The sequence below is a fragment of the Streptomyces sp. NPDC111507 genome (assembly GCF_055638955.1).
This window is the reverse complement of sequence record NZ_JBVKBU010000005.1, coordinates 31,104-57,618: the sequence shown is the minus strand read 5'-3', so window position 1 is coordinate 57,618 and position 26,515 is coordinate 31,104. Positions and strand designations below refer to the sequence as shown.

Annotated in this window: 21 protein-coding genes; 15 read left to right on the top strand and 6 right to left on the bottom strand. The window is 71.9% G+C overall.

Annotated elements, in window-relative coordinates:
* The 10 genes from ACZ7M2_RS21395 to ACZ7M2_RS21350 all read left to right on the top strand — a co-directional run bounded on the left by ACZ7M2_RS21395 (position 1) and on the right by ACZ7M2_RS21350 (position 8,309).
* The gene (locus ACZ7M2_RS21395) at positions 1-1,215 is read left to right on the top strand and encodes an acyl-CoA dehydrogenase family protein (RefSeq protein ID WP_471596583.1); all 1,215 of its coding nucleotides are present in this window, start codon (positions 1-3) and stop codon (positions 1,213-1,215) included.
* Positions 1,212-1,988, top strand: coding sequence for an SDR family oxidoreductase (locus ACZ7M2_RS21390; protein ID WP_471596582.1), 777 nt, complete (start codon positions 1,212-1,214; stop codon positions 1,986-1,988). The genes ACZ7M2_RS21395 and ACZ7M2_RS21390 overlap by 4 nt, the downstream gene beginning before the upstream one ends.
* Entirely contained in the window at positions 1,985-2,764 is a 780-nt protein-coding gene (locus ACZ7M2_RS21385; RefSeq protein WP_352050820.1) for an SDR family NAD(P)-dependent oxidoreductase, read from the top strand. The genes ACZ7M2_RS21390 and ACZ7M2_RS21385 overlap by 4 nt, the downstream gene beginning before the upstream one ends.
* Positions 2,761-3,579, top strand: coding sequence for an enoyl-CoA hydratase-related protein (locus ACZ7M2_RS21380; protein ID WP_471596581.1), 819 nt, complete (start codon positions 2,761-2,763; stop codon positions 3,577-3,579). The genes ACZ7M2_RS21385 and ACZ7M2_RS21380 overlap by 4 nt, the downstream gene beginning before the upstream one ends.
* Before the next feature lie 116 nt (positions 3,580-3,695).
* Positions 3,696-4,322, top strand: a complete 627-nt coding sequence (locus ACZ7M2_RS21375) for a TetR/AcrR family transcriptional regulator (protein WP_471596580.1) — start codon at positions 3,696-3,698, stop codon at positions 4,320-4,322.
* Between the two features lie 111 nt (positions 4,323-4,433).
* Positions 4,434-4,784 carry a nuclear transport factor 2 family protein gene (locus tag ACZ7M2_RS21370; protein ID WP_352050823.1) on the top strand — a complete coding sequence of 117 codons (351 nt, stop codon included), beginning with the start codon at positions 4,434-4,436 and terminating at the stop codon, positions 4,782-4,784.
* Entirely contained in the window at positions 4,781-5,155 is a 375-nt protein-coding gene (locus ACZ7M2_RS21365) for a nuclear transport factor 2 family protein (protein WP_471596579.1), read from the top strand. Before ACZ7M2_RS21370 ends, ACZ7M2_RS21365 begins: the two co-directional genes overlap by 4 nt.
* Positions 5,156-5,165: 10 nt before the next feature.
* On the top strand, positions 5,166-5,486 hold the full coding sequence (locus ACZ7M2_RS21360) for an EthD family reductase (RefSeq protein ID WP_471596578.1): 321 nt from the start codon (positions 5,166-5,168) through the stop codon (positions 5,484-5,486).
* Between the two features lie 94 nt (positions 5,487-5,580).
* Positions 5,581-7,257: a class I adenylate-forming enzyme family protein gene (locus ACZ7M2_RS21355; protein WP_471596577.1), complete on the top strand. Its 1,677-nt coding sequence runs from the start codon at positions 5,581-5,583 to the stop codon at positions 7,255-7,257.
* On the top strand, positions 7,254-8,309 hold the full coding sequence (locus ACZ7M2_RS21350; protein ID WP_471596576.1) for an MBL fold metallo-hydrolase: 1,056 nt from the start codon (positions 7,254-7,256) through the stop codon (positions 8,307-8,309). Before ACZ7M2_RS21355 ends, ACZ7M2_RS21350 begins: the two co-directional genes overlap by 4 nt.
* An 11-nt stretch (positions 8,310-8,320) precedes the next feature.
* Here the strand turns inward: ACZ7M2_RS21350 and ACZ7M2_RS21345 are convergent, their stop codons facing one another.
* Together ACZ7M2_RS21345 and ACZ7M2_RS21340 are read right to left on the bottom strand one after the other, a co-directional pair.
* Positions 8,321-9,070 carry an SDR family NAD(P)-dependent oxidoreductase gene (locus ACZ7M2_RS21345; RefSeq protein WP_471596575.1) on the bottom strand — a complete coding sequence of 250 codons (750 nt, stop codon included), beginning with the start codon at positions 9,068-9,070 and terminating at the stop codon, positions 8,321-8,323.
* A 23-nt stretch (positions 9,071-9,093) separates the two neighbouring features.
* The gene (locus ACZ7M2_RS21340; protein ID WP_471596574.1) at positions 9,094-9,897 is read right to left on the bottom strand and encodes an SDR family NAD(P)-dependent oxidoreductase; all 804 of its coding nucleotides are present in this window, start codon (positions 9,895-9,897) and stop codon (positions 9,094-9,096) included.
* 187 nt (positions 9,898-10,084) lie between these two features.
* Here ACZ7M2_RS21340 and ACZ7M2_RS21335 point away from each other — a divergent pair, with 187 nt between their 5' ends.
* On the top strand, positions 10,085-13,357 hold the full coding sequence (locus ACZ7M2_RS21335; protein ID WP_471596573.1) for an amidohydrolase family protein: 3,273 nt from the start codon (positions 10,085-10,087) through the stop codon (positions 13,355-13,357).
* Here the strand turns inward: ACZ7M2_RS21335 and ACZ7M2_RS21330 are convergent.
* The 3 genes from ACZ7M2_RS21330 to ACZ7M2_RS21320 form a co-directional block, all read right to left on the bottom strand.
* Positions 13,349-14,983 (bottom strand): serine/threonine protein kinase, encoded by a 1,635-nt coding sequence (locus ACZ7M2_RS21330; RefSeq protein ID WP_471596572.1) that lies wholly within the window; start codon positions 14,981-14,983, stop codon positions 13,349-13,351. The two genes, ACZ7M2_RS21335 and ACZ7M2_RS21330, sit on opposite strands and share 9 nt — an antisense overlap.
* Positions 14,984-15,147: 164 nt before the next feature.
* Positions 15,148-16,383, bottom strand: coding sequence for a 4-hydroxybenzoate 3-monooxygenase (locus ACZ7M2_RS21325; protein WP_471596571.1), 1,236 nt, complete (start codon positions 16,381-16,383; stop codon positions 15,148-15,150).
* 121 nt (positions 16,384-16,504) lie between these two features.
* Positions 16,505-19,780 (bottom strand): family 78 glycoside hydrolase catalytic domain, encoded by a 3,276-nt coding sequence (locus ACZ7M2_RS21320; protein ID WP_471596570.1) that lies wholly within the window; start codon positions 19,778-19,780, stop codon positions 16,505-16,507.
* Between the two features lie 213 nt (positions 19,781-19,993).
* Here ACZ7M2_RS21320 and ACZ7M2_RS21315 point away from each other — a divergent pair, with 213 nt between their 5' ends.
* Positions 19,994-21,478, top strand: coding sequence for a serine hydrolase domain-containing protein (locus ACZ7M2_RS21315; RefSeq protein ID WP_471596569.1), 1,485 nt, complete (start codon positions 19,994-19,996; stop codon positions 21,476-21,478).
* Positions 21,479-21,948: 470 nt separating this feature from the next.
* On the top strand, positions 21,949-22,974 hold the full coding sequence (locus ACZ7M2_RS21310; RefSeq protein ID WP_471596568.1) for an alcohol dehydrogenase: 1,026 nt from the start codon (positions 21,949-21,951) through the stop codon (positions 22,972-22,974).
* Between the two features lie 9 nt (positions 22,975-22,983).
* Here ACZ7M2_RS21310 and ACZ7M2_RS21305 read toward each other — a convergent pair whose 3' ends face one another.
* Positions 22,984-23,187: a hypothetical protein gene (locus ACZ7M2_RS21305; RefSeq protein WP_471596567.1), complete on the bottom strand. Its 204-nt coding sequence runs from the start codon at positions 23,185-23,187 to the stop codon at positions 22,984-22,986.
* A gap of 352 nt (positions 23,188-23,539) precedes the next feature.
* On the opposite strand from ACZ7M2_RS21305, the gene ACZ7M2_RS21300 reads away from it, so the two are divergent.
* Positions 23,540-24,769: an NAD(P)/FAD-dependent oxidoreductase gene (locus tag ACZ7M2_RS21300; RefSeq protein WP_471596566.1), complete on the top strand. Its 1,230-nt coding sequence runs from the start codon at positions 23,540-23,542 to the stop codon at positions 24,767-24,769.
* Between the two features lie 161 nt (positions 24,770-24,930).
* Complete coding sequence (locus tag ACZ7M2_RS21295) at positions 24,931-26,304, top strand: rhodanese-like domain-containing protein (RefSeq protein WP_471596565.1); 1,374 nt, start codon at positions 24,931-24,933, stop codon at positions 26,302-26,304.
* The last annotated feature ends 211 nt before the right edge of the window (positions 26,305-26,515 follow it).

Here is a 26,515-nt window from a genome sequence, read left to right as displayed (position 1 = left end):
ATGGATTTCGGACTCTCCCCGCGGACCGACGAACTCCGCACGCGCATGGCCGCGTTCATGGAGGAGTACGTCATGCCCGCCGAGGCCGTCTACGAGCGGCAGCTCGCCGAGGCCGACAACCCGCACGAACTACCGCCGGTCATGCGCGAGTTGAAGGAGAAGGCACGGGCGGAAGGCCTGTGGAACCTCTTCCTCGCCCACGGCGCATGGGGCGCAGGGCTCACCAACCTGGAGTACGCACCGCTCGCCGAGCTGGCCGGACGCTCGGTCATCGGCCCCGAGGTCTTCAACTGCTCCGCCCCCGACACCGGCAACATGGAACTGCTCGCCCTGTTCGGCACGCCCGAGCAGCAGGACCGCTGGCTGCGCCCCCTCCTCGCGGCCGAGATCCGGTCGTGCTTCGCCATGACCGAGCCGGAGGTCGCCAGCTCCGACGCGCGCAACATCCGTACCCGGATCACCCGTGAACGAGACGCCTATGTCGTCAACGGCCACAAGTGGTACACCTCCGGAATCCTCGACCCGGACTGCCGGCTGATCATCCTGATGGGCGTCACCGACCCGGACGCCCCCTCCTACCGGCAGCAGAGCATGCTGCTGATTCCACGCGAGACCCCGGGCATCACCGTCCTGCGCGATCTGCCGATGTTCGGCTACACCGACCGCTGCGGCCACGGCGACGTGCTCTTCGAGGATGTACGGGTGCCGGTGTCGTCGCTTCTCGGCGGCGAAGGGGAGGGATTCGCCCTGGCTCAGGGGCGGCTGGGGCCCGGGCGCATGCACTACGCCATGCGCGCGGTCGGGTTCGCCGAACGGGCGCTGGAGCTGATGTGCCGCCGGACCCTGACACGTACGGCCTTCGGCGGCACGCTCGCCGAACAGGGCGTCGTCCGCGAGTGGATCGCCCGCAGCCGCATCGAGATCGAGCAACTGCGGCTGCTCGTCCTCAAGTCGGCCTGGCTGATGGACACCTCGGGCAACTTCGCCGCCCGTACCGAGGTCGCCGCCATCAAGGTGGCCGCTCTGGAGGTCGCCCACCGGGTGGTCGACCGCGCGGTCCAGGCCCACGGCGCGGCCGGGGTCAGCGACGACACCGTACTCGCCAGGCTGTACGCCATCACCCGGGCGCTGCGGATTGCGGACGGGCCCGACGAAGTGCATCTGCGTACGGTCGCCCGGCGTGAACTGGCCAAATATCCCGAGGAGTCGGCATGAGCGCACGCGTACTGGACGGCAGGGTGGCCGTGATCACCGGGGGCTCGCGAGGGATCGGCCTCGGCATCGCCAAGGCCTGTCGTGAGGCGGGCGCCCATGTGGTGATCGCCGCGCGAAAGGCGGACGGACTCTCCGCGGCCCGCGCGGAGCTGCTGCGTGTCAAGGGCGACGGCGAGGTCCACGAGCTGGTCGCGAACGCGGGGGAGCCCGAGCAGGCCGAGCGGTGCGTCGCCGAGACCATGGCCCGCCTCGGACGGCTCGACGTCATGGTCAACAACGCGGCCACCAACCCGTACATGGGCGACCTGCTCGATCTCGACCTGGCGCGCGCGGAGAAGACCGTCCGGGTCAACCAGTACGGCATGATCGCCTGGACCCGCTGCGCCTGGCGGGCGTGGATGAGCGAGCACGGCGGATCGGTGGTCAACATCGCGTCCGTCGGCGGACTGGTCGTCGACCCGCACATCGGCTGGTACAACGCCACCAAGGCGGCGATGCTGCACATGACCCGGCAGCTCGCTTACGAACTCGGGCCGCGCGTCCGGGTCAACGCGATCGCGCCCGGGCTGATCAAGACCGAGCTGGCCAGGGCCGTCTGGGAGCCGAGGGAACCGATCCTCACCGCGCGGCTGCCGCTGCGCAGGCTCGGCACGGTGGAGGACGTGGCCAACGCGGCGGTGTTCCTCGCCTCGGAGGCGTCGGCGTGGATGACCGGACAGACGCTGGTCCTGGACGGCGGGGCGACCGCGCTGCCGATCGGAGTGGAGGCATGACCACCACGGCCGCCCCGGACCCCGCCACGGACCTGTTCTCGTTGCACGGCAGGACCGCCCTGGTGACCGGCGCCTCCTCGGGTCTGGGCGCCCGGTTCGCCGCCGTGCTGGCCGCGGCCGGTGCCACCGTGTTCGCCGCGGCGCGCCGCCCGGACCGGCTCAAGGAACTGGCCGGCGGCGATCCCCGTATCCGCCCGGTCGTCTGTGACGTCTCCCGGGACGCGGACCGGGTGCGGCTGGTCGAGACCGTCCTGGAGCACGGCGGAGGCTTCGACGTGCTGGTCAACAACGCGGGCACCCCCGGATCCGTACGCGCCGAGGACGAGAGCCCGGAGGACTTCGCCCACGTCCTCGACGTCAACCTCGTCGCTCCGTTCCACCTGGCCCGACTGCTGGCCCAGGCACCCTCAGCCCGTAAGAAGTCGGTCGTGAACGTGTCGTCCGTCCTCGGGCTCGTCTCCGGCGCCCCGCTGGGGGGTGCGGCCTACGCCGCCTCCAAGGCCGGCCTCGTCGGACTCACCCGTGAACTGGCCGGGCAGTGGGGCGGATCGGGGATACGGGTCAACGCGCTCGCCCCGGGCTGGTTCCGCTCCGAGATGACCGAAGGGCTGTTCGCCGACGAGCGGTCCCGGCGCTGGGTCGAGCGCGGCACGATGCTCGGCCGGGGCGGCGAAGCGGGGGAACTGGACGGGGCACTGCTCTTCCTGGCCTCGGACGCCTCCTCGTACTGCACCGGACAGGTGCTGACCGTGGACGGCGGGTGGACGGCACGATGAGGGTCACGACCGAGGTCGACGGCGACGCGGTGGCCCACGTGGAGATGTGCCGCGGGGACGGCAACGCCATCGACCTCGCGATGGCCCGGGGGCTGCTGGACGCCGCCCGGCAGTGCGAGACCTCGCGGGTCCGGGCGGTGCTGCTCACCGGGCGGGGCCGGTCCTTCTGCGTCGGCGGCGACCTGAGGGAGTTCGCGGCGGTGCCCGGGGACCGGCTGGCCGGGCACCTCACGGACGTCACCGACGCCCTGCACGGCGCGCTGCGGATCCTCGCCGGGCTCGACGCGCCGCTGGTGGTGGCCGTGCAGGGCGCTGTCGCCGGGGCCGGACTGGGGCTGACGGCCGCCGCCGACCTCGCCTTCGCCGCGTCCGACGCCGGTTTCACGGCGGCCTACACCGGGATCGGGTACTCGCCCGACGCCGGGGTCACCTGGTCGCTGCCCCGGCTCGTGGGCCCCGGGCGGGCACGGGACCTGTTGCTGACCAACCGCCGGATCACGGCCGCCGAGGCGCTCGCGATAGGACTGGTCGGCAGGGTCGTCGCACCGGAGCGCCTCGCGGCGGAGGCCGCGGCGGCGGCGAGGGGACTGGCACGCGGGGCGACGGGGGCGTACGGCGTGACACGGCGGCTGGTCTGCGGGGCTCTGTCGGCGTCCTTCGACGAGCAGTTGGACGCCGAGGCCCGCGGGCTGGCCGCCGCCGCTGTCTCGGCGGAGGGTCGCGAAGGTGTCAGCGCCTTCGTCGCCAAGCGCCGACCGGACTTCTTTCACTCGCCGCCGCCCGGTGACCATGGCGGCCACGGTGACCCGAGCTGAACTAGGGTCTACTCTCGGACGACCGAGCGGTGATCGACACCGGGCAGTGATCGACCCCGAGCGGTGATCGGTACCGGGCGGCGATCGACAGCGGTCGTGGAGCAGAGGGAGAGACGATGGCGAGGGCACGGATCGTGGATCCGCAGGAGGGGCCCAGGTCCAAGCGCGCGGCCATTCTCGTGGCCGCCGTGGAGCGGTTCGGGGAGGACGGCTACGAGAGCACGAAGTGGTCCGAGGTCGCCGACCGGGTCGGGATCGGGCAGACCGCCCTGTACCACTACTTCGAGTCCAAGGCCCACTGCCTTCTCACCATCATGCGCCTGGAACTCCAGCGCTCCCACGACATGTTCGCGGAGGCGACGGCCGACGCGGTGGATCCCGTCGAGGAGCTGCGCGCGGCGGTTCGCTCGGCCTTCGCGGTCAGTGAGCAGGAGATTCGCCAGATGCGCATCCTGCAGGCCAACATGTCGCTGCTCGCCAATCAGCGCAAGTCCAAGCGCGAGGAGACCGAGCGCGTCGCGGCCCGTCAGCTGGTGCAGATGGTCGAGCGGGACTGGACGAACCTGCTGATGCGCGGCATGGCGAAGGGTGCCTTCCCGGTCCGGGACGCGCACACCCTCGGCCTCGCCGTCCTCGGCATGATCGTCAGTGTCTGGCGCTGGTACCGCCCGACCGGAGCGATCCCGCTCACCGAGATCAGCGAGATGATCGAGCAGTGCGTGGTGCGCATGGTCGCCGGATAGTTCCGGCACTCCGGGTGCGTCCCGCCCCTTGTCGGGGTCGGGGCATCCGGATTACAGTCAAACTGAACTGAACTCAGGTTGTTTCTCGGCGCTGAGGGAGAGCGATCAGCAATGGTGCTTCGCGACTACATGGCCAGAATGGACAGCCAGGAACCGGACAAGGTCCTGGAACTCCTGGAACCCGGCTTCCGATTCCTCATCGCCCTGCCCGGCGGGCAGCGCACGGGGGAGTCCCGAGAGGACTTCGCCGCGTACCTCGCCGGACGCGAGGCGGTGGACCGTACGCACGAGATCAGGCGGTACGCGGCCGACGGTGATGTCGAGACGGCGTACGGCTTCGTGGTCGAGAAGGGCGTCACCACCGGCGCGTTCCTCTCCGCCGTGCGGCTGTCGCCCGACGGGCTGATGGCGCGCTACCAGTCCTTCTTCACCACCGACTTCGACCTCGTGGACCGGCCATGACCACACAGTCCACCGCCTCTTTCCTGACCACCTGGTTCGCGACCCTGGACAGCGCCGACGCCGAGCGGATCCTCGACATGATCAGCGAGGACTTCTCGTTCTCCATCCTCTTCTCCACCGGCGGCGACGGCGCCACCGACTTCCACGGCGGCCGGCCCGAGCTGGAGGGTTACCTCGACCAGCGCGAGGTGGGCGTCCGCACCCACCATCTGCTGGCCGCGAGCACCGTCGGCGGGGACGAGCTGTTCCTCGGCGAGGTACGGCGCCTCGGCGAGCCGGAGGCGAGCTTCGTGGCCTCGGCACGGCTCGACGGCTCGGGCCGGGTGCGGCGGCTGCTCATCGGGCGTTCGCCCGCAGTGTTGTTCACCTGAGGAGGGCGCTATGTACAACCTCGTCCTGCTGGCCGCCCGGCCGCCCGACTGGACCCATGAGCGGTTCATCGACTGGTGGCGCGGCGAGCACGCCGAACTCACCCGCCTACTGCCCGGACTGAGGTCCTGGCGGCACACCGACCTCGACGCGGCGCTCGAACCACGTTCGGAGGGCTGGGACGGCCTCTCCGTCCTCGGTTTCGACACCCCCGAGGACCTGCGCAAGGCTCTCGACAGCCCGGAGTGGGCGGCCGCCGTCGCCCAGGTCGGCGACATGCGGGGACGCCGTATCGCCGTCATGGGCGGCGAGCAGCAGATGTACGCGGGCTGAGCACGCCCCGCCCGCCGCCCGCGGGCCGAACACGGGCCTGACACGGCCGAAACACCGGGGCTCCACCACCCTTCGCGAAAAGGCGGGGAAGCGGATGCGACAGACAGTACGGGAGTTCTACGAGCGGGCCGAACGCGCCGACTTCACGGCCGTCGTCGACGACCATGGCCTGCACACCGCGCGCGACCTCCTGGACCGCGCGGCCGAGCTGGCCGAGGCGATGACACCGGACGGCACGCCGGGCGGGACGGTGCTGCTGCAGGCCGACAACTCCTGGCGCACCGTCGCGGCGACCCTCGCCGCCGGGATGACCGGCGGGGTCCTGGCCCTCGTCAACCGGCACACGACCCGGGCGGAGTTCGCCGCCGCCCTGGAGGACATCCGTCCGGACGCGGTGATCGCCGAACCCTCCGCCCTCGACGAGTGGCACGCGCCGGGCAGCGGCACCTCACCCCTGCCCGGCGCACGGCCCGCCGAGGCGCTGGACGGCTGGACGGTCCTCGCGGGCCGCGGCCCGCGAGACGCCTCCCGCTGGTCGGGCGGCACCCTCATCGGCCTCACCTCCGGCTCCACCGGGCGCCCCAAGGGGGTCGTCCAGTCCGAGAGCGCGCTGCGGTACGCGTGCACGTGCACCATCGACGTCAACGGACTGCGCGCCGGGGACGCGGTGGCCGCCGTCGTCCCGCTCTCCTCGACCGCCGCCTACTGTTTCGGGGTGTGCCTCGCCCTCATGCTCGGCGGACCGCTCGTTCTGAGCGGCCGCTGGGACCGCGAAGAGGCGCTCGCGCGGATGGCCGCCCACGACGTCCGGTGGACCATGTGCGTCCCGACGATGGCCCTCCAGATGGGCTCCGCGGCGGCCGGATCACGCGTCCTCGACGGGGTCCGCTCGATCACGGTCGGCGGCGGACCCATGGACCGCGGGGCTCTCGCCCGCGCCGAACGCTCCCTCGGCACCCGGATCCTGCGGGTCTTCGGCATGTCCGAGTGCCTCGGGCACACCTCGCCGCGGCCCGACGACCCCGAGGAGATCCGGCTCGGCCGCGACGGCCGCCCGTTCCCCGGCACCGAACTGCGCGCCGTGGACGCCGACGGCACCGCCCTGGGGCCGGGCCGGGCCGGTCGCGCCCAGGTCCGGGGGCCCTCGCTCTTCCTCGGTTACGCCCACGACGGCAAGGTCGAGTCGCCGGCCCTGACCCCGGACGGCTTCTTCCCCACCGGGGATCTGCTCATGACCGGCGACGACGGCACGGTCACCGTGATGGGCCGGGAGAAGGACGTCATCATCCGCGGTGGCCGCAATCTCGACGTCACGGAGATCGAGCGTGCCGTCGCCAGCCATCCGGGAGTCGCCCGGGTCTGCGTGGCACCCGTACCGGATCCGCTGCTCGGCGAACGCGCCGCCGTCCTCGTCGTGGCGGAGGCGGAGGCGGGGGCTCACGGAGAGGAAGCCGGGGCCGGAGGCGGCACCGGCATCGGACTGGACGAGATCACCGAACACCTCGCCCGCACCGGCCTGTCCAAGGCCAAGTGGCCCGAATTCGCCTTCTCCGTCAGCGAGTTGCCGCAGACCACCGTCGGCAAGCTCGACCGGTCCGCAGCCCGCAGACTCGCCCACGAACTGCACGCGCGGCTCGCCGCGCATCAGGAACCACACCGACCCACGGATCGCGATCCACATCGGCAAGCGGATCACGACCGGCACGCGCGACCGGATCACGAACAGCACGGACAACCGGATCACGAACAGCACCGGCAAGGAGATGCATGACCACCCCCACGGCTCACACCGCCCGCTTCGACCGAGGCCGCTGGGCGGACGCCGGCGCCGAGACCGTACGAGCCGGCGTTCACCGCATCCCGCTTCCGCTGCCGGACGACGGGCTGCGGGCCGTCAACGTGTACGCGCTGGAAGGGCTGACGGAGGGCCTGGTCCTGATCGACGGGGGTTGGTCGATCCCCGAGTCCCGCAAGGCGCTGGAGGACGCGCTGGCCACCATCGGTCACGACCTCGGCGAGATCACCCATGTCCTGGTCACCCACATCCACCGGGACCACTACACCCAGGCCGTCGAACTGCGCAGGCTGCTCGGCTCCCGCGTCTACCTCGGCTCGGGCGAGCGACGCAGCCTGGAACTGCTCGGAGAAACGGGCACGGACCGGCCGTCCGGCTCGCTGCACACGCTGCGCCGGGCCGGGGCCCACGAACTCGCCGAGCGGGTCGCCGCGATGGATCACGGAGGCTTCGACCCGAGCGTGTGGGAGGCCCCGGACCGCTGGCTGGGGGACGAGGAGCTCCGCTTCGCCGACACGCGGTTGCGGGTCGTCCCGACGCCGGGACACACCCGGGGACATGTCGTCTACCTCGACGAGGCGCGCGGGCTGCTCTTCTCCGGGGACCACGTGCTGCCGCACATCACCCCGTCCATCGGCTTCGAACTCGGCTCCACCGCACTGCCGTTGGGCGACTACCTCGACTCGCTGCGCCTCCTGACCACCCTCGCCGACGCCCGGCTCCTGCCCGCCCACGGCCCGGTCGGCCCCAGCGTCCACACGCGCGTCGGCGAGCTGCTCGACCACCACGACGACCGACTCGCGCAGGCCCTGGCGGTCCTCGGCGACCGTACGCTCACGGCCTACGCGGTGGCCCAGGAGCTGGGGTGGACCCGGCGGCATCTGCCCTTCGCGGGCCTCGGCGCCTTCAACCAGATGCTGGCCGTGAACGAGACGGCCGCCCACCTGGACGTGCTGGTGGCCCGCGGCCGGGTCGCGCGCACGGAGACCGAGGGCGTCCTGCGCTACACCGCCGCCGCGATGTCGTAGCCCTGGCCCGCTCAGCGCGCCGTCCAGCCTCCGTCGACGTACAGCTCCGAACCCGTCATGAAGCTCGCGTCGTCGGAGGCGAGGAACGCGACCGCGGCCGCCACCTCGTCGGGTGTGCCGAGCCGGCCGAGTGGGGTGCCGTCGAGCATTGCGGTCAACCGGGGCGTACCGCGCCACAGTTCACGGGAGCGGGGCGTCTCGATGAAGCCGGGGTGCAGCGAGTTGACACGTACGCCCCGCCGCGCCCAGTGCAGCGCGGCGTTCTTGGTCATCAGACGGACCGCGCCCTTGGCCGCGTGGTACGAGAACTGGGCGCCGAACCCGCCCACCGTGCCGAAGATCGACGCGACGTTGACCACGGACCCGCCCCCGGAGCGCTCGATGGCCGCGCCACCGTGCTTCATGCCGAGCCAGACGCCGGTCTGGGTGACCGCGAGCACCTGGTCCCAGGTCTCCTTGGTCTCCGTCTCCACGGTGCCCATCGCGGCGATCCCCGCGTTGTTGACCAGTACGGCCAGACCGCCGAGCGCGGCCGTCGCCCTGGCGACGACCTCCTGCCAGGCCGACTCGTCCGAGACGTCCAGAGCCAGGCCCAGGGCACCGCCCCCGACCTCCTCGGCGAGCTTCTCGCAGCGGTCGGCGTCCAGATCGGTCACCACGACCGCGGCGCCCTCGGCCGCGAGCCGCCGGACGACCGCCTCGCCGATGCCTCCCGTGGCGCCCGTCACCAGCGCCGTCCTCCCTGCCAGTCTCGCTTCCATCGCGACCACTCCCGCTTCCGTCGTCAGCCCCTGACGCCGCGCCAGGCGAGCGCGCCGCCGTCGATCACATACGCGGCACCCGTGATGAACGCCGCACTGTCGGACGCCAGGAAGCAGGCCAGTCGCGCGACCTCCTCCGGGCGCCCCAACCGGTTCACCAACTGCGGTGCGGTCAACTCCCGTTCCATTGCGTCCCGGTCCTCGGCCGCGGCGAAGAAGTCCTGGGCCAGGGGTGTGTCGATGACGCCGGGGCAGAAGCAGTTGCAGCGCACCGGGGCGAGATCGACGGCGGTGACCTTGGTGAGATGGATGACCCCGGCCTTGGTGACTCCGTAGGCGGGGGCGTTGGGGAAGCCGGTGAGGCCCGAGACGGACGCGGCGTTGACGATGGCGGGGCCGCGCCGTGAGCGGCGCAGATACGGCGCCGCGAACTTGGTCGTCAGCCACACGGCCTTGAGATTGACCTCGTAGACCGCGTCCCAGACCTCCTCGGAGAGCGAGTCGACGGCGCGGTCGTGGTCCGTCGTGACCGTGCTCTCGATCACCCCGGCGTTGTTGACCAGCACGTCCAGTCCGTCGAACCGCTCCGCCGCGTGCGTCACCATCATCTCGATGTCGTCGCGGACCCGCAGATCGCAGACGATCACCTCGGACTTCGCCCCGGCGGCGCGTACCAACTCGGCCGTGAGAGCGGCGGTCTGCGCGTTCCGGTCGGCTACGGCCACCGCCGACGCCCCCTGGCGGGCCATCTCCACGGCGATGGCCTGCCCGATGCCCTGGCCCGCGCCGGTGACGAGGGCGGCCTTGCCACCGAGTGAATCCAGCATGCGGTCTGCTCCCGTCCGTGGCACGAGACACTTATTGAACCAACTTCAGTTCAGAGAGGAGTCTAGGTCGGCGGTGAGGCCCCGACAAGAGGTGCGTCGGGAGGAAGGCCTCGCGTACGGGAGGTACTCGTTTGGCGTGAATGGCGTTATTGCTCCCGGGCTTCGAGATGAGTAAGCGTTCTCTGTCATGGAACGTGACCGGAGTCCCGAAGCCCTCCCCACCTCCCGTCCCTCCCCGCTTTCCCCGCGCTCCCCTCTCTCTCGTCCTTCCCGTCGTCAACTCCTCGCCGCGGCAGGCGCCGCGAGTGTCGTGGGCGTTTCCTCCACCGCCCTCAGCACGGTTCCGGCCGCGGCGAGCGGCCGCGCCGCGCTCTCCCTGTCGTTCTCGGAGGCCACCAACGGCGCGGCCACACTCTCGCCGGCCGGCGACCGGCTGATCGTCGAGATCCAGCATGTGCTGTGGTCGCTCCCGCGCACCGGCGGCCGTGCCGTGCCCCTCACCCCGGCCGGCCTCGAACCCGACCGGCCCACGTACTCCCCGGACGGCAAGCTCATCGCGTTCTGCGCGTACCGGGGCGGCGGCTACCACCTGTGGACCATGCGCCCCGACGGCTCGGACGTACGGCAGCGCACCGACGGCCCCTGGGACGACCGCGCCCCGGCCTGGTCCCCTGACGGCACCCGGATCGCCTTCGCCTCCGAGCGCGGCGGCGACCCGGTCGAGGGCAGCCCGTACCGCATCCACGTCCTGGATCTGGCGAGCGGCGAACCGACCCGCGTCACCGGGCTCACCGGTCAGGACGGTCCGCTGCAGGACGGCGCCTGGGAGGACTTCGACCCCACCTGGTCGCCGGACGGCAGGCGCGTCCTCTTCGTCCGTGCGACGGCCGTCACCCTGCCTACGGGGCCCGGCCTCGAAGCACGCACCATCGCGGCGGTACCGGCCGGCGCCGCGGGCCCGGTCGTCGTCGAGCACACGGAGACCACGGCCGCACAGGTCATGACCCCGGCGCTCGCCCCCGACGGCCGCCGCCTCGCGTACCTGCGCGTCACCGCTGCCCCGAGCGCCTCCTGCACCCTCGTCGTCGACGGCACGCCCGTCGCGCTGGCCGGAGACCTCGCACCCGTGCCGCCACGCTGGACCGCGGCGGGGGAACTGCTCCTCACCGTGGACGGCCACTTCACCCTCGTACGACCGGAGAAGCCGGCGCGGACCGAGCCGATCCGCTTCGACGGCGAACTGCCGGTGGACCGGCCGCGGTACCGGACCAAGCAGTACGACCTCGGCGAGGAGCGGGTGCGCCCGGTGCGGGGCATCCACCTGCCCGCGCTGTCCCCCGACGGACGGCGGATCGCCTTCGCCGCCCTCAACTCGCTCTGGCTGGCCGGAACCTCGGGCGGGCGCCCACCCGAGCGGCTGCGGACGTCCGGGCCCACCCGCTATCTGCTCGCACCGGTCTGGGCGCGCGATGGACGGTCCCTCGTGTACGCCGACGACCGCGACGGACTGCTCGGCGTGTACCGGCGCGATCTCGCCACCGGCGAGGAGAGCGCGCTCGCCACGGGCGGGCGGGTCCATCCCGCGCTCTCGCCCGACGGGAAGCGGCTCGCCTGTGTCGACATGACCGGACGGCTCGTCCTGCGCGATCTGGCCAGCGGTGAGGAACGCGTCCTGGTGACCCCGCTCGGCGGTGGCGGGCTGCCCGGCCGCCCCAGTTGGTCGCCCGACGGCAGATACCTCGCGTTGTGCGACCGCAACCGCCTCAACCTCCGCTTCCGCGAGGGCTACAACGTCATCCGGATCGTCGACACCACGACCGGCACCGACCGCCTCCACGCTGTCGCACCCCACGTCTGCATCGCGGACCGCTACGACTCCGGACCCGTCTGGTCACCCGACGGACGCTGGATGGCGGTCGTCGTCGAGTCCGCGCTGTGCCTGCTGCCCGTCGCCCCCGACGGCACCCCGACCGGCGCCCCGCGCACCCTCGCCACCGAACCCGCCGACCACCCCTCCTGGTCCGGCGACTCGAAAACCCTCCTGTACCTCTCGGCGGGCCGCCTGCGGCTCATCGGCATCGACGGGCACGGCCGTCGCACCGTCCGGGTCCCGCTCGACCAGCACCGGCCCGCCCCCGCCGACACGGTGGTGCACGCCGGGCGCCTGTGGGACGGCACCGGCGAGTCGCTCAGGGACGACGTGGACATCGTCGTACGCGGCGGACGCGTCGTCGAGGTCGCGCCGCACCGGGCCCGCGGCCATGGCGCCCTCCGCAGGATCGACGCCTCGAACCGCACGGTGATCCCCGGGCTGTGGGACACCCACACCCACCCCTGGCAGAGCACCTACGGAGGCCGCCAGACCGTCGGACAACTGACCTACGGGATCACGACGGCCGTCTCCCTGGGCGGATTCGCCTACGAGCAGGCCCGCATCCGCGAGGCGGTGGCCGTCGGTCAGCTCGCCGGACCCCGCCTGCTGACGACCGGCGAACTGCTCGACGGCTCGCGGGTCGCCTACAGCATGGGGCGCGCCCACCGCACGAGGGACGGACTGCGCAGGTCGCTGGAGCGGGGTGCAGCCCTCGACTGGGACTTCGTCAAGACCTATGTGCGGGCACCGAGTTGGGTGATGGAGGAAGCGGCGCGATTCGCGCACGAACGGCTCGGGGTGCGCTCGGGGAGCCATCTTCTGTCACCCGGTGTCCAGAGCGGACAGGACCTGACGACCCATCTGCTGGCGACTCAGCGCGGGGAGTTCGGACACGCCCTGACCGCGACCGGGCGGGCGTACGAGGACGTCGTGGAGATCTACACCGGCAAGGGCGTTGACTTCGCCCTCATCGCCACGCCGTTCACCTCAGCGCCGCTGCTCGGCGCCGATCCGGGGCTCGCCGACGACCCCCGCGTCACCGTCGTCATGCCCCCGTGGGACTCCGCCGCCGTACGGCGGTCCGCGGGTGTGCCGCCCACCACGGCCCAACTGGCCACCCTGCGCACCGAGACGGACGTCTACCGTCGGATACTGGCCGCGGGCGGTCTCGTCGCGCTCGGCACGGACCAGCCGCTCGTACCGGTCGGGCTCTCCCTGCACCTGGGCCTGCGCGCCCTGCACCGCGGCGGGCTGTCCCCGGCCGGGGCGCTGCGCACCGCGACCGTGCTGCCGGCCCGCCTCTTCGGCCTCGACGGCGACCTCGGGACCGTACAGCCGGGGAAACTCGCCGATCTCACGGTGGTGGACGGCGATCCCTTCGAGGACTTCGACACCCTCGTCCGCACGGTGTCGGTGATGAGGGGCGGAACGCCGTACGTGACGCAGGACCTGGTGGCTGAGTTCGATCCGCCGTCGAAGGTCTCGGCGTCGGCGTCGGAGCGGTGGCGCGCCGCGACCGAGGACGACTGGCTCGAAGTGGGGCGGCTGATGCGCAGGGACGGCTGTTGCCATACGGGTTCACTGTGAGCCGCCCTTGAAGGTCCGCAGGAAGGTGGTCAGGGCGGCCTGGTTGGCGGCGGTGTCCCAGTCGGCGGCCGGGGTCGTCCACCTGAGCGAGAACCCCTCGTGGTCACCGATGAGGTAACCGCGCCCGAACGTGCGCTCACGGACCCCGTCGTTCGTCGAAAGCCACTCCATGTCCGCACTCTTGTAGCCCTGGTAGGTGACGGCGCGGATGTCACCCAGCCGTTCATAGGCGATGGAGTCGCCGCGCAGCGAGGCGTCCACCTCGCGCCAGACCGCGACGGGGTCCGAGGTGAGCTGGGTGCTGTAGGTGACGACCAGCGTGCGCGGGTCCCCGCTCGCGCCGAGCGTGACCCGATAGGAGCCGTCGGCGGAATTCTCGGTCCGCACCGGCTGCCAGCCCTTGGGCAGCTCGACGGAGAAGCCCTGGAGCGCGGTGTAGCGGAAGAAACCGGTCGGCGGATCCTGGGTGACGGTGTGGGACGGAGAAGGGGAGGTGGAAGCGGATGAGGAAGAAGAGGGGGAGGGGGACGTCGACGGGGCCTGCTGGGGAACGGTGCTGCTGGGCGAGACGCTCGGCGCGGGGGACGGTGTGGCGGAAACGCTGGGGGACAGCGCGGGACCGGACGCGGAGGCGCCGCGCTCGGACAGCCCGCCCGCCGCGGTGAGCCCGGCGAAGCAGACGACCGTCACGGCCAGTGCCCCGCCCAGCAGCACCGGGCGGCTGAGCGGCACCTTGCCCCACATCCGCCTCGCCGGCGGGGCGTCGAGGTCCCGGAAGATCGGCAGGGTCTCGGTGGGCATCGAGTCCTCGTCGGGCTCCGCCTTGAGAATGCGCGTGAGCGCCTCCCGCACGACCGACTCGGGCACCCGCTCCACCGGATCCCTGCGCAGGAGCCCCTGAATGGCCGGACTGAGCGGCCCGGCGCTCAACGGGGCCCGGATGGGCAGCCGTTCCACGGCGCGGAACGTCGCCTCGAGCCCTCCCCGGTCCCGGATGGCCGGCCGGCCCTCGACCATCTCGTACATGATCGCGCCCAGCGACCACAGGTCCGTGGCCGGTCCACCGCCCTCACCACGGGCCTGCTCGGGAGAGGCGTACGACGGTGCCGTGACGCGCGGGGACGCGCTGGCCCCCATCAGCCCGAAGCCGGCCACCGTGACCCCGCCCCGCTCCTCCACCCACACCTGGCCGGGGCTGAGGTCGCCGTGTGTGATCCCTTCCCGATGGGCCGCGCCCAGGACGTCGAGGACGCCGAGCCCGATCCGGGCCGCGCGGACGTAGTCCACCGGGCCGTGCCCGAGGAGCGCGCTGAGCGGAACGCCCTCCGGCCGTGCGGTGACCGTCCACAGGAAATCCTTGTCCTCGACGACGTCGACGACGACGGACACCCGGCCGGGGCAGACCAGCCCCAGGGCCTCGGACTCCCGGGTGATCCGGACGGCGGTGCGCAGCTCCGCCTCCTCTCGGAGATGGGCCGGGAGCCGGGAGCGCGTCAGGGTGACCAGCCGCTCGGACTCGACGTCCTGACCGTGCCAGGCCTCACGCCCCTCCTCGTGGTGGACGCCCTCCAGCAGTCGGAATCTTCCGGCGACCAACTCATCCGTGGAGACTTGCACCTTGACCATGGTCATCCCTCGCTGCGCACCGGACTCTCACCTTTCCCGGTTGTACGGCGGGTGTGACGTTGTGTGTTCAAAGGCGGGCGATTCCGGGGCCCCGTTTTCTGGAATTCTTTGCGCGTAGCGCACCCGTGCGAAGAATTCAGGCCTCGCCCCCTCCGCGGTTCATCTCACGGTGTCGTCGTGGACATCGGACCGGTGTCCTTGCCGATGTACGACTCGGCGAAGGTGGCCGCCGCCGCGGGTGAGCCGAGGAGCCGTCGGAGACGGGCTCGCGCGGAACCCGCACGGAAGGGATCGCCCGAGGACGGTCCGTGCAGCAACTCCGCGAACCACCGGGAGAATTCCTGGTACTCCCACACCCGCCGCAGACAGGCCGCCGAGTAGCCGCGCAGCCCGTCGGCGTCCCCCCTGAGGTAGTAGGCGACGAGCGCGTCGGCCAGCAGCAGGGCGTCGTGCAGCGCGAGGTTCATGCCCTTCGCGGCGATCGGTGCGACGAGGTGCGCGGAGTCTCCGGCCAGGAACAGCCGCCCGTACGTCATCGGCTCCACGACGTAGCTGTGCATGTCGAGGACGCGTTTCTCGATCAGCGGTCCCTCGGTGAGCGCCGGGACTCCGGAGGCCGACAGCCGGGCGTGCAGCTCCGACCACACGCGGTCGTGCGACCAGTTCTCCGGGTCCTCACCGGGCGCCACCTCCAGGTAGTAGCGGGTGACTTCGGGGCTGCGGGCCATATGGGCGCCGAATCCGCGCGGGTGGACACCGAAGACGACGCAGTCGCTGGACGGCGGTGCCTCGGCGAGCAGCGCCAGCCAGCCGACCCCGCAGTCGTACCGGGCCACCGTGCCCCGGTCCGGGGTCACATGGGCGCGGGTCACTCCGCGCGCGCCGTCGCAGCCGGCGACGATGTCGCAGTCGATCCGACGGCGCTCACCCGTCTGCGGATCGGTGAAGAGCACCGTCGGGCGGTCGCCGTCGATGCCATGGAGGGCGACGTCCCGCACACCGAAAAGGATCTCGCTGCCCTGCACGTCGGCGTACTCGCGCACCAGGTCCGTCACCAGCAGCGGCTGCGGATAGACGAAGTGCCGGTCCCCGGTCAGCGCGGCGTACCGGAAGCGGTGCTGCTCGCCGTCGATCCGGAACTCGCACTCGCTGTGCGCCTGCGCCCGCTCCACCAGCCGGTCGGCCAGCCCCCGTCGACGCAGCGCCCGCACCGCCCACTCCTCGATGAATCCGGCGCGGGGCCGCTGTTCGACGAACTCCCGGCTCTCGGCCTCGAGGACCACGCAGTCGACGGACGCGGCCCGCAGGATGTTGGCGACGGTGAGCCCGGCCGGTCCCGCACCGATGATGACGACGGGGACGCGCGACGCCGGCGCGGATGTGGGGGAGGGGTTGATCATCCCGGCATTATGGCCGCGATCCGACAAGCCCTCACAGCTCCTGCGCAACCCTCTGACACGGCTCGCACAACCCCTCCCGCACCTGCCCGCGCCGACCTGCCGCGGCGTCCCCGGGCGCGACTCAGACGCGCGCCACGAACTCCCAACTCCCGTGCGGTACCGCGTACACGACGAACCCCGGCTCCGAGCGCACCCACTTCGCACCGGCAGACGACGCGACGGCAGAGCGGTCGGTCGCCGGCACGTGCACCTCCGCCGTCGCCCCGACCGGCACTCCCACCGACAGCCGGATCGTCCCGTCCACGAAGGACCACGCGGCCGCCGCCGGGCCGCGCACGGTCCGCACCGAGGTACGGGCCCAGTCCACGCCCGTTCGGCCGTCCGGGCGGACCGTGAAGGTGCGGTAGCCCGCGTCGCCGGGGCGCAGGCCCGCCACGTTCTCGTAGAGCCACTGCACCACGGTGCCCAGGAAGTAGTGGTCCCGGGAGCGGGAGTCGAGCGACCACATCTCCCACATGGTGTCGGCGCCGTTGTCGAACCAGTACCCCCAACCGGGGTAGGTGCGCTGGGTGGCGAGGGCGTGGGCCACCTCGGGATGCCCCTGGGCCGAGAGCTCGCGCAGCAGCACGCTGGTGCCCAGCGCCCCCGTGTTGAGGTGGTTGCCACGCCGTGCGATGTCGGCCAGGAGCGAGTCGACCACGCTCGCCCGGGCGCCGGGCGGCACGAGCCCGAAGGACAGCGGGAGGCAGTTGCTGGTCTGGCGGTAGTCGGGGTCCTTCGCCGTGCGGTAGTGGCCGTCCGCGCCGAGGAACGCCGCGTTGAACGCCTCCTTCAACGCGTCGGCCGTCTTGCGGTAGCGGGTCGCCACCTCGGTGTCGCCCAGCAGGTCGCCCAGTTCCGCGGTCCCGGTGAGCGCGCGGTGCAGATAGGCCGTGGCGGTCAGCCTGGTGTCCTCGGGCGGGTTGCCGCCGTAGCCCGGCGGCAGCCAGTCGCCGAGGGCGGTCACCGCAAGGCCGTCCTGGAGACGCCCGATCTCCCAGTCCAGGTAGCGGACGAGCGGCGCCCAGTGGTCACGGGCGAGCCGCTCGTCCCCGTACACGCGGTACATCTCCCGCAGCAGGAAGGGGTACACCGTCGTCCACTCGGGAGCGGGGGCAAGATCGTGGTAGCCCCAGCCGCCGCTCGGCACGATCACCGGCAGCTGTCCTTCGGCGTTCTGACTGTCCCTCAGGTCACCGAGCCACTTCGTCAGGAAGCGGTGCACACCGAAGGCGTACGCCATCACGGGCGCCCCCAGCTGCGCGTCGCCGGTCCAGCCGTTCTTCTCGTACACGGGAGTGTCCGTCGGAATGCCGTGGAGGTTGTTGAGGACGGTGCGGCGCATCGCCCGGTCCAACTGCTCGTAGAACGGTTCGGAGCAGGAGAACGTGCTCGTCGACGCCACCCGCGTGTGCACGACCCGCCCGAGCACCTGCTCGGGCCCCGGCTTCGCGGGCAGCCCGCTGACCTGGACATAACGGAAGCCCTTGTACGAGAACTTGGGCTCCCACACCTCGTCCGCGCCGCCGCCCGCACACACGTACTCGTCCGTCTGGCAGCGGCCCGGCACCAGGTCGTTGCGGGCGAGCACACTCCCGTCGGGGTTCAGCCGCTCCCCGTGGACCAGCCGGACGGTCGTCCCCGCCTCCGCGCGCACGGTCAGCCGGGTCCAGCCCGCGAGCGTTCGCCCCATGTCGACGACGTGTACACCCTGGCTCACCTCACGGATGTCCACCGGGCGCACGGTCTCCGCCACCTCGATCGGGTCGTGCCCCTGAGCGCGCAGGGTGCCCTTGGGCGCGGTCTGCCGCTGGGCCTCCTGCCAGGAGTGGTCGTCGAAGCCGGGGCGCGTCCAGTCCCGGGGCGCCTTGCGGGCGTCGTAGGTCTCGCCCGCGTAGAGGGAGTTGGAGAGGGTCGGCCCGACGGTGATCCGCCAGGTGCCGTCCGTGGCGACGGTGGTGCGCGAGCCGTCCGGATGGTCGATCTCCAGTTGCGCCAGCAGTCGGGGTTCACCGTGCCAGGGCGCTCGGTTCCAGTTCCACGCGGTGGGGCTGGTCAGACCGAAGAAGCCGCGCCCGAGCGTCACCCCGATCGCGTTGGCACCGCGCCGGACGCGGTCCGTGACGTCGTGCACCGCGTAGAGCACCGTCTCCTCGTAGTCCGTGAAGCCGGGGTCGAGGACCTGACGGCCGACGCGGACTCCGTTGATCTCGGCCTCGTAGTAGGCGAGTCCGCTGATGTGCAGGCGGGCGCGCACGACGTCCTTCGGGACGCTGAACGTCCGGCGCAGCAGGGGAGCGGGCTGTTCGGCGACGCCGACGGACACGCCGGTGCCCCAGGGGCCCTGTCCCCAGAGTGCGAGCACGGCGGCCCCGGACCAGCCCGTGTCGTCGAAGTCGGGCCGCTGCCAGCCCTGTTGCTCGCTGTCGACGCAGCGCCAGCCGTCGCCGGTGACGAGTTCGACCGTGTCGCCGGACGTGGTCTCCACGATCAGGCGGAGCAGGAGCCCGCCCGGATTGGCGGACCCGTTGTCGCGGTTGGTCGCGACGGCGGCGACCACGATCCGCCCGCCGCTCGCCCCGCGCACCTGCTCGGTGACGTCGGCGAGATGCCCGGTGCGCCAGGCGTCCGTCTGCTGGGGCTGATACAGGACCTGCTGTCCGTCGACGTAGAGCGTGAAGTCGTCGTCGGCCGTGGCCACCAGTCTCGCCCTGCGCACCTCACTGTCGGCGGGGAGGGTGGTCGCGGTACGGAACCAACGGGGCCCGACAGGGGCGGAACCGGTGGTCGAACCTGGCGACCAGATCCAGGACGCCCCTTCGAAGCCGGGCGGTTCGGGGAGGGCAGCAGCCCCGATCCAGAATCCCTGCCAGCCGTCCTTTGGCAACGTTGTCTCCCACCAGCGCGGGGCGCTCCACGCCGACGGGCGGCCGTCGCCGTCCCAGACCCTGACCTGCCAGTGGTAACGGCTACGGGGCCGCAGCGCGAGCCCCGCGTAGGCGATGCCGACGCTGCGGTCCGACTCGACCCGCCCCGAGTCCCAGACCAGGCGTCGCCCCTCGCGCAGGTCCTTCTCGGTGAGCGCCACCCGCACCTGGTACGCGGACTGTCGCGCTCCCCGGCCCGGGGCGGTCAACTCCCAGGTGAGTCGGGGGTGTTCGACCTCGGTGCCGAGCAGCGTCTCGGCGTACTCGACGGTGGTGCGGTCGATGCGCAGACCGCCCTCCCACGGGGCGTCGGCGCTCGATCCGGGAGTCGCGGAGGCGGTGTGGGCGCCCCCGGACCCGAGTGCGACGGTGGCGCCCGCTCCGACGACGGAGCTGCGCAGGAAGACGCGGCGGTTCCAATCCTTGGCCATGTGTCGCCCCTCGATGGTGAAGTCGACGGTGAAGTGGATGGTGTCGCATTGAAACGTTTCATTCCGTTGCCAACGATCCTACGCATCACGTCTCTTCAGCCTCAAGAGTCCTGCACGCACCTCGTGGACAGACGGTGTCCGGCGACGGAAAGATGCGAAATGTACACAGTGCCCCGCTCCCGTCACCGCCAGAGCCGCCCGGAGGCAGCCGTCATGAGCGCCCGTCCCCTGCCCGCCAGCACCCCCGCCGCCCAGGGGGTGGACGCCGCGGGCATCCACGCCTTCCTCGACGCCGTCGAGGCGGCGCCGGACATCGAACCGCACAGCCTGATGATCCTGCGCCACGGGCACCTCGTGGCCTCCGGCTGGTGGGCGCCCTACACACCCGACCGCCGCCACCTGCTCTACTCGCTGAGCAAGAGCTTCACGTCCACGGCCGCCGGATTCGCCGTCGCCGAAGGGCTGTTGCGCCTGGACGACCCCGTGATCTCGTACTTCCCCGAGTTCGAGGCCGACATCACCGACCCGCGCAGCCGCGCCATGCTCGTACGCCATGTGGCCGCCATGGCCAGCGGCCACCTCGAAGAGACCTACGCGACCTCGATCCGACGCGACCGCGACGAGATCGTACGGGGGTTCCTGCTCTTCGCGCCGGACCGGGATCCCGGGACCGTCTTCGCGTACAACCAGCCCTGCACGTACACACTCGCCGCGATCATCCAGCGCGTGAGCGGCCAGTCGCTGACGGAGTATCTGCGGCCCCGGCTGTTCGACCCGCTGGGCATCGGCGAGACGGCCTGGCTCCAACGGCCGCCCGGGCGTGATCTCGGCTTCAGCGGTCTGCACGCCACGACGGACGCGATCGCCCGACTCGGCCAGTTCTATTTGCAGGACGGTGTCTGGGAGGGGCGGCGGCTGCTTCCGTCCTCATGGATCGCGGAAGCGACCCGCGCGCACATCTCCACCGCGGACGGCACGCAGGAGGGCGCGCAGTCGGACTGGCAGCAGGGTTACGGGTACCAGTTCTGGAGGAGCAGGCACGGGTACCGTGGCGACGGCGCGTTCGGGCAGTTCTGTCTCGTCCTGCCCGAGCACGACGCGGTGATCGTGACGACCGCGGCGACCGAGGAGATGCAGGGTCTGCTGAATCTGGTGTGGCGCCACCTCCTTCCGGCGTTCGGCGCCGAACGGCTTCCCGGCGGACCGCTCCGGGCCGAACCGCTCCCGGCCGAACCGCTCCCGGGCGCGGCGGACGAGGGACTGCGCCGCCGCCTCGCGGAGCTGGCCCTGCCGCTCGTCGAGGCGAGCCCCGAGCCGCCCGCGCGGGGCGACGACTGGAAGAGCGCCGTGTTCGCACCGGAGGACGGTGAGTGCCCGCAGCAGCGGACCTTGACGGGTGTCACGGTCACCGCCGATGCGGACGGGAAGGGCTGGGGCGTGTCGCTCGCGGAGGACGACGAGCTCATCGAGTTGCGGCTCGACGCGACCGGTTGGAGCGTCGACGCTGGCGGCCCGCCCACGGCGGTCAGCGGTGGCTGGGCGGACCAGGACACCCTGCGCCTCGACGTGCTGTTCCTGGAGACCCCGCACCGGCTGACCGTGACGTGTTCGCTGCCGGACGGCACCTTCACCGTGCGCTGGCACACGACACCGATCCATGGCGGTCGGCTGGGCTCACTCCGGGCGCCCGTGGGGTGACAGTCGGGACGGCTGGGTTCGGGGAACGGTGTGCCGCCCTCCTCGACGCCGAGGGGGGCGTTTCGGCGACGGGCGTGACGGGACACCGTGGCCGCGGTGTACCGGGACCGCGGTGTCCCGGGACCGCGGTGTCCCGGGACCGCGCGGCTCGCGCCGTTCGCGAGTAGCGGCCCGCACGGGCCCAGGGTGCGTGGTGGACGGCGAACTCGCCGAGCGTCCCGCTGTGACCTGAAGTAGCGTGAGGCTACCCGCGCCCGTCCGTCCGTGGCCTGCCGAGGCCCGCCAGACGGAGCCCGCCCGGCCACCGACCGACAACACCACCACCGGTGTGAATCAAGCCGGTCGGGCTCGCGTGCCGGTCGGGCTCGCGTGCGGTCCGTGTGCCGCCCGCGCGCCTGTCACCAGCCCCCGTGACCACCTGCGGGCGGAGCGCTTCGAGATCAGACCGACTCTCCAAGGCAGGGATCCGGATGACCAGCTATCGCGTCGCGCAGGTGACCGCCCCCGGCGGTTCGTTCGAGGTCGTCGAGCGTGAGGTACCGCACCCGGGCCCCCGACACGTACGGGTCACCGTTGACGCCTGCGGGGTGTGCCACAGCGACACCTTCTTCGTGAACGCCGGCGTTCCCGGCGTGACGTTCCCGGTGGTCCCCGGGCACGAGATCGCCGGGCGGATCGCTGAACTCGGCGAGGGGACGGGGGACTGGGGCTGGCAGGTGGGCGACCGGGTGGCGGTGGGCTGGTTCGGCGGCGCGTGCGGCCACTGCAAGCCCTGTCGGCAGGGCGACTTCATCGTGTGCGAGAACCTGCAGGTCCCCGGATGGGCGTACGACGGTGGATACGCGGAGACGGCCGTCGTGCCCGTGGACGCGCTGGCCCGGATCCCCGACGCACTGGCGGCCACTGACGCGGGGCCCCTGGCCTGCGCGGGCGTGACCGTGTACAACGGCCTGCGGCGCAGCTCGGCGCGGCCGGGTGACCTGGTCGCCGTTCTCGGCATCGGCGGCCTCGGACACCTGGCGGTGAAGTACGCGGCCGCGATGGGTTTCGAGACCGTGGCCATCGCCCGCGGTGCCGACAAGGCCGACTTCGCCAAGCAGCTCGGCGCGCACCACTACATCGACAGCACGGCCGGCACTCCGGTCGCCGAGGCGCTTCAGTCGCTCGGGGGTGCACAGGTCGTCCTGGCCACCGCCTCGAACTCCGCCGCCATCACCGCGACCGTGGACGGTCTGCGTCCCCGTGGTGAGCTGGTGGTCATCGGCGTGGACGCGGAGCCGCTCGGCATCAGCCCGGCCCAGCTGCTGATGGCGGGCAAGGTCGTCAGCGGCCACCCGAGCGGCACCTCCCAGGACATCCAGGACACCATGGAGTTCAGCGCCCTGCACGGCATCCGTCCCATGACCGAGGTCGTGACGCTGGGCGAGACCGACGAGGCGTACCAGAAGATGCTCTCCGGTGCCGCCCGCTTCCGGATGGTGCTCACCATGGGCTGACACGGCGGCTCAGCGGACCGGGCGGCGTCCGACGAATCGGTCCAGGACCTCCGGGGACGGCCGCGCCAGACCGTCGCAGCGGGCGCGGGCGGTGGCCTCGGCGGGGGAGGGCGGTGCCCGTCCTGCCGAGCAGGCGCTCGCCAGGACCGCGTCCCGTCCGACGGCGGCCGGGCGGCGTGGTGCCCGCGGTACCCGTCGCGCTGCACCTGCCACGGCGGCCGCGACCGTAGCGGATCAGGCCGATACGAGGGCGCGTCGGCGTCCGTGGACGTAGTGGATGGCGACCTGCTGTCCGTCGACTTCCACCACGTCACCTCGGTCGAGGTCGGCGGGGCGGTGTTCGACGGGCCTGCATCGGATGGGCGGATCGTCTTCGTGCGCGGGACACGCCCACGGCCGATCCCCTCACCGTCTGGACCTACTCGACAGTCGTCATGTACGTCAACTGCCCTTGCCTGGCTGGCAATTAATCGACCGGGCATTGGTCCCGTCGTCCGGCGTGGCCTAGCATCGGGCTCACCCAATACCTCCGGGGGTATATCCCGAGGATTGCGAGGAGCCCTCCATGCCCTCCACCCACTCCGCCTCCGGCGTCGCCCGCGCCCACTTCCAGGTGTTGATCATCGGAGGTGGAACCGCGGGCATCACCGTCGCGGCCCGGCTGCGGCGCGCCGGTGTCCGCGACATCGCGGTACTCGAACCGGCCGACGTCCACTGGTATCAGCCACTGTGGACTCTGGTCGGCGGCGGCGAAGCCCCACTCGGTGTCACCCACCGCCCCGAGGCCTCCGTCATGCCCAGGCGGGTGCACTGGATCCGCGAGGCCGCCACCGCCGTCGACCCCGAGGCGCGGACCGTCACCACCTCCGCGCACCGCACCATCGGCTACGACCACCTCGTGATGGCCCCCGGTCTGCAACTGGACTGGGACGCGATCCCAGGCCTGGACGCCTCCGTCGGGCACGGTGCCGTATCCAGCAACTACGCCTTCGAGCACGCCCCCTACACCTGGGAGCTCATCCGTGGCCTGCGCTCGGGCACCGCGGTCTTCACTCAGCCGAGCGGCCCGGTGAAGTGCGGTGGCGCCCCGCAGAAGATCGCCTATCTGGCCGCCGACCACTGGCGCAGGCAGGGGGTCCTGGACCGTATCCGGGTGATCCTTGTGCTGCCCGCCGACTCCATGTTCGGCGTACCGGTCTGGCGCAGGGGCCTTGAACGCGTCGCCGAGCGTTACGGCATCGAGGTCCGGCTGAACTCCGAGATGACCGCCGTCGACGGCGCGGCCCGTCGGCTGACGGTGGCCGACCACTCCACCGGCTGCGAGGACGGCCTCGCGTTCGACCTGCTCCATGCCGTACCGCCGCAGAGCGCCCCGGGCTGGGTCGAGCGCGGCCCGCTGGCCGATCCCGCGAGCCCCTATGGCTATGTCGAAGTGGACAAGCACACCCTGCAGCACCCGCGGCACCGCAATGTCTTCGCCCTCGGCGACGTCGCCAACCTGCCCACCTCCAAGACCGGCGCTGCCGTCCGCAAGCAGGCCCCAGTACTGGTGGCCAACCTGCTGGCCGAGATCAACGGCGGGCACCGTGAACAGCGCCGCTACGACGGTTACACGTCCTGCCCGCTGGTCACGGCCCGCGGCAAGGTCCTGCTCGCCGAGTTCGACTACGACCAGCGCCCCGCACCCAGCATCCCCCTGCTGGACACCACCAAGGAGCGCCGCGACATGTGGCTGCTCAAGCGGTACGGCCTGCCCGCCCTGTACTGGCGCGGCATGCTCAAGGGCCTCGTCTAGGGCGTCCTGGCCCTCGCCCTCGTCGTCGCTCACGGTCGTCGGCCGGTCGCCGTCGCTGAGACACCTCCGCGCATATCTCCCGGGATACCCCCAGGGGTATTTCTGTTACGGTGGATGCCAGATACCCCCCGGGGTACTTTCATCCGGAAGGAGCCGTACCCGTGTTCTTCGTCGACACCCTGGAGTTCGAGGGCCTGGGCAACCGCAGCTACCTGGCCGGCGGCCCTGGCGAGGCGGTCGTGGTCGATCCCCCGCGGGACATCGATCAGGTGATCGTCGCGGCCGCCCGGCGAGGCGTGCGGATCGCGTACGTGGCCGAGACGCACCTGCACAACGACTACGTGAGCGGCGGGCTCGAACTGGCCCGGGTCACCGGTGCCCGCTATCTGGTCCCGGCCGGGGCCTCGGTGTCCTTCGCCCGCACCCCGGTCGCCGACGGCGACACCGTCACAGTGGACCGGGGCCTGGTCCTGAGGGCACTGGCCACCCCGGGCCACACCCCGCACCACACGTCCTACGTCCTGGAAGAGGACGGGCACGGCGTGGCCGCCTTTACCGGCGGATCACTGCTGATCGGTACGGTGGGTCGGCCGGACCTGGTCGAACCGCGGCTGACCGAGCAGTTGGCCCGCGCCCAGCACGCCTCCGCCCACCGTCTTGCCGAGGAGCTGGACGACGAGGTGCCGGTGCTGCCCACGCACGGGTTCGGCAGTTTCTGCTCCGGATCCCAGGCCGAGGGGGACACCTCCACGATCGGGGGGGAACGCAAGACGAACGAAGCCCTCACCCGCGACGTGGACACCTTCGTCGCCGACCTGCTCGCCGGTCTGGACGACGTCCCGGCGTACTACGCGCACATGGGTCCGGCCAACGCCGCGGGCCCCCAGCCCGTCGACCTCACCCCGCCACGTCCGGCCGACGCCGCACAGATCGCCCAGCGGCTGGCGGCCGGTGAATGGGTGGTCGACCTGCGCAACCGTGTCGCGTTCGCCCAGGGGCACGTCGCCGGCTCCTTCAACTTCGAGGGCGACGGCAAGCCGGCCACCTACCTGGCCTGGCTGATCCCGTGGGGCAAGCCCGTCACGCTGCTCGCCGACACACCGGAGCGGATCGCCGCGGCACAGCGGGAGCTGGCCCGGGTCGGCATCGACCGGCCGGTCGCCGCCGCCACCGGCGGCCCGTGGGACTGGGTGCCCGGGGGAGTGGAGCCGCGGTCCTTCCCGCGTGCGACCTTCGCCGATCTCGCCGCCCGCCGCGGTCGCGGCGAGGACGTGGTGGTGCTGGATGTGCGGCGCGACTCCGAGCGCGCGGGCGGCTCCGTGGCGGGCTCGGTGCACATCCCCCTCCATGAGCTGCCCGGTCGTCTCGGGGAGGTGCCCGCGGGGGAGGTGTGGGTGCACTGTGCGGGCGGGATGCGCGCGGCGATCGCCGCCTCGTTCCTGGACGCCACGGGACGCGGCGTGGTCGCCGTGGACGACAGCTTCGACGCCGCCGTCGAGGCCGGACTGACTCTCACCGGGTCCAGTACGGGCTGAGTCTCACCGGGTCCAGCACGGGCTGACTCTCACCGGGTCCAGCACCGGCTGACCCTCACCAGTTCAGTACGGGCTGACTTCCACTTGGTCGGGCATGGACCGACCCGCACCTGGTCCGGCACGGACCGACCCTCGGCCGGTCTTGCGCGGACCGACCCGCACCGGTCCCGACCGCACTCGGGCCCGTACGGACCACCGCACCTCGGTCGGT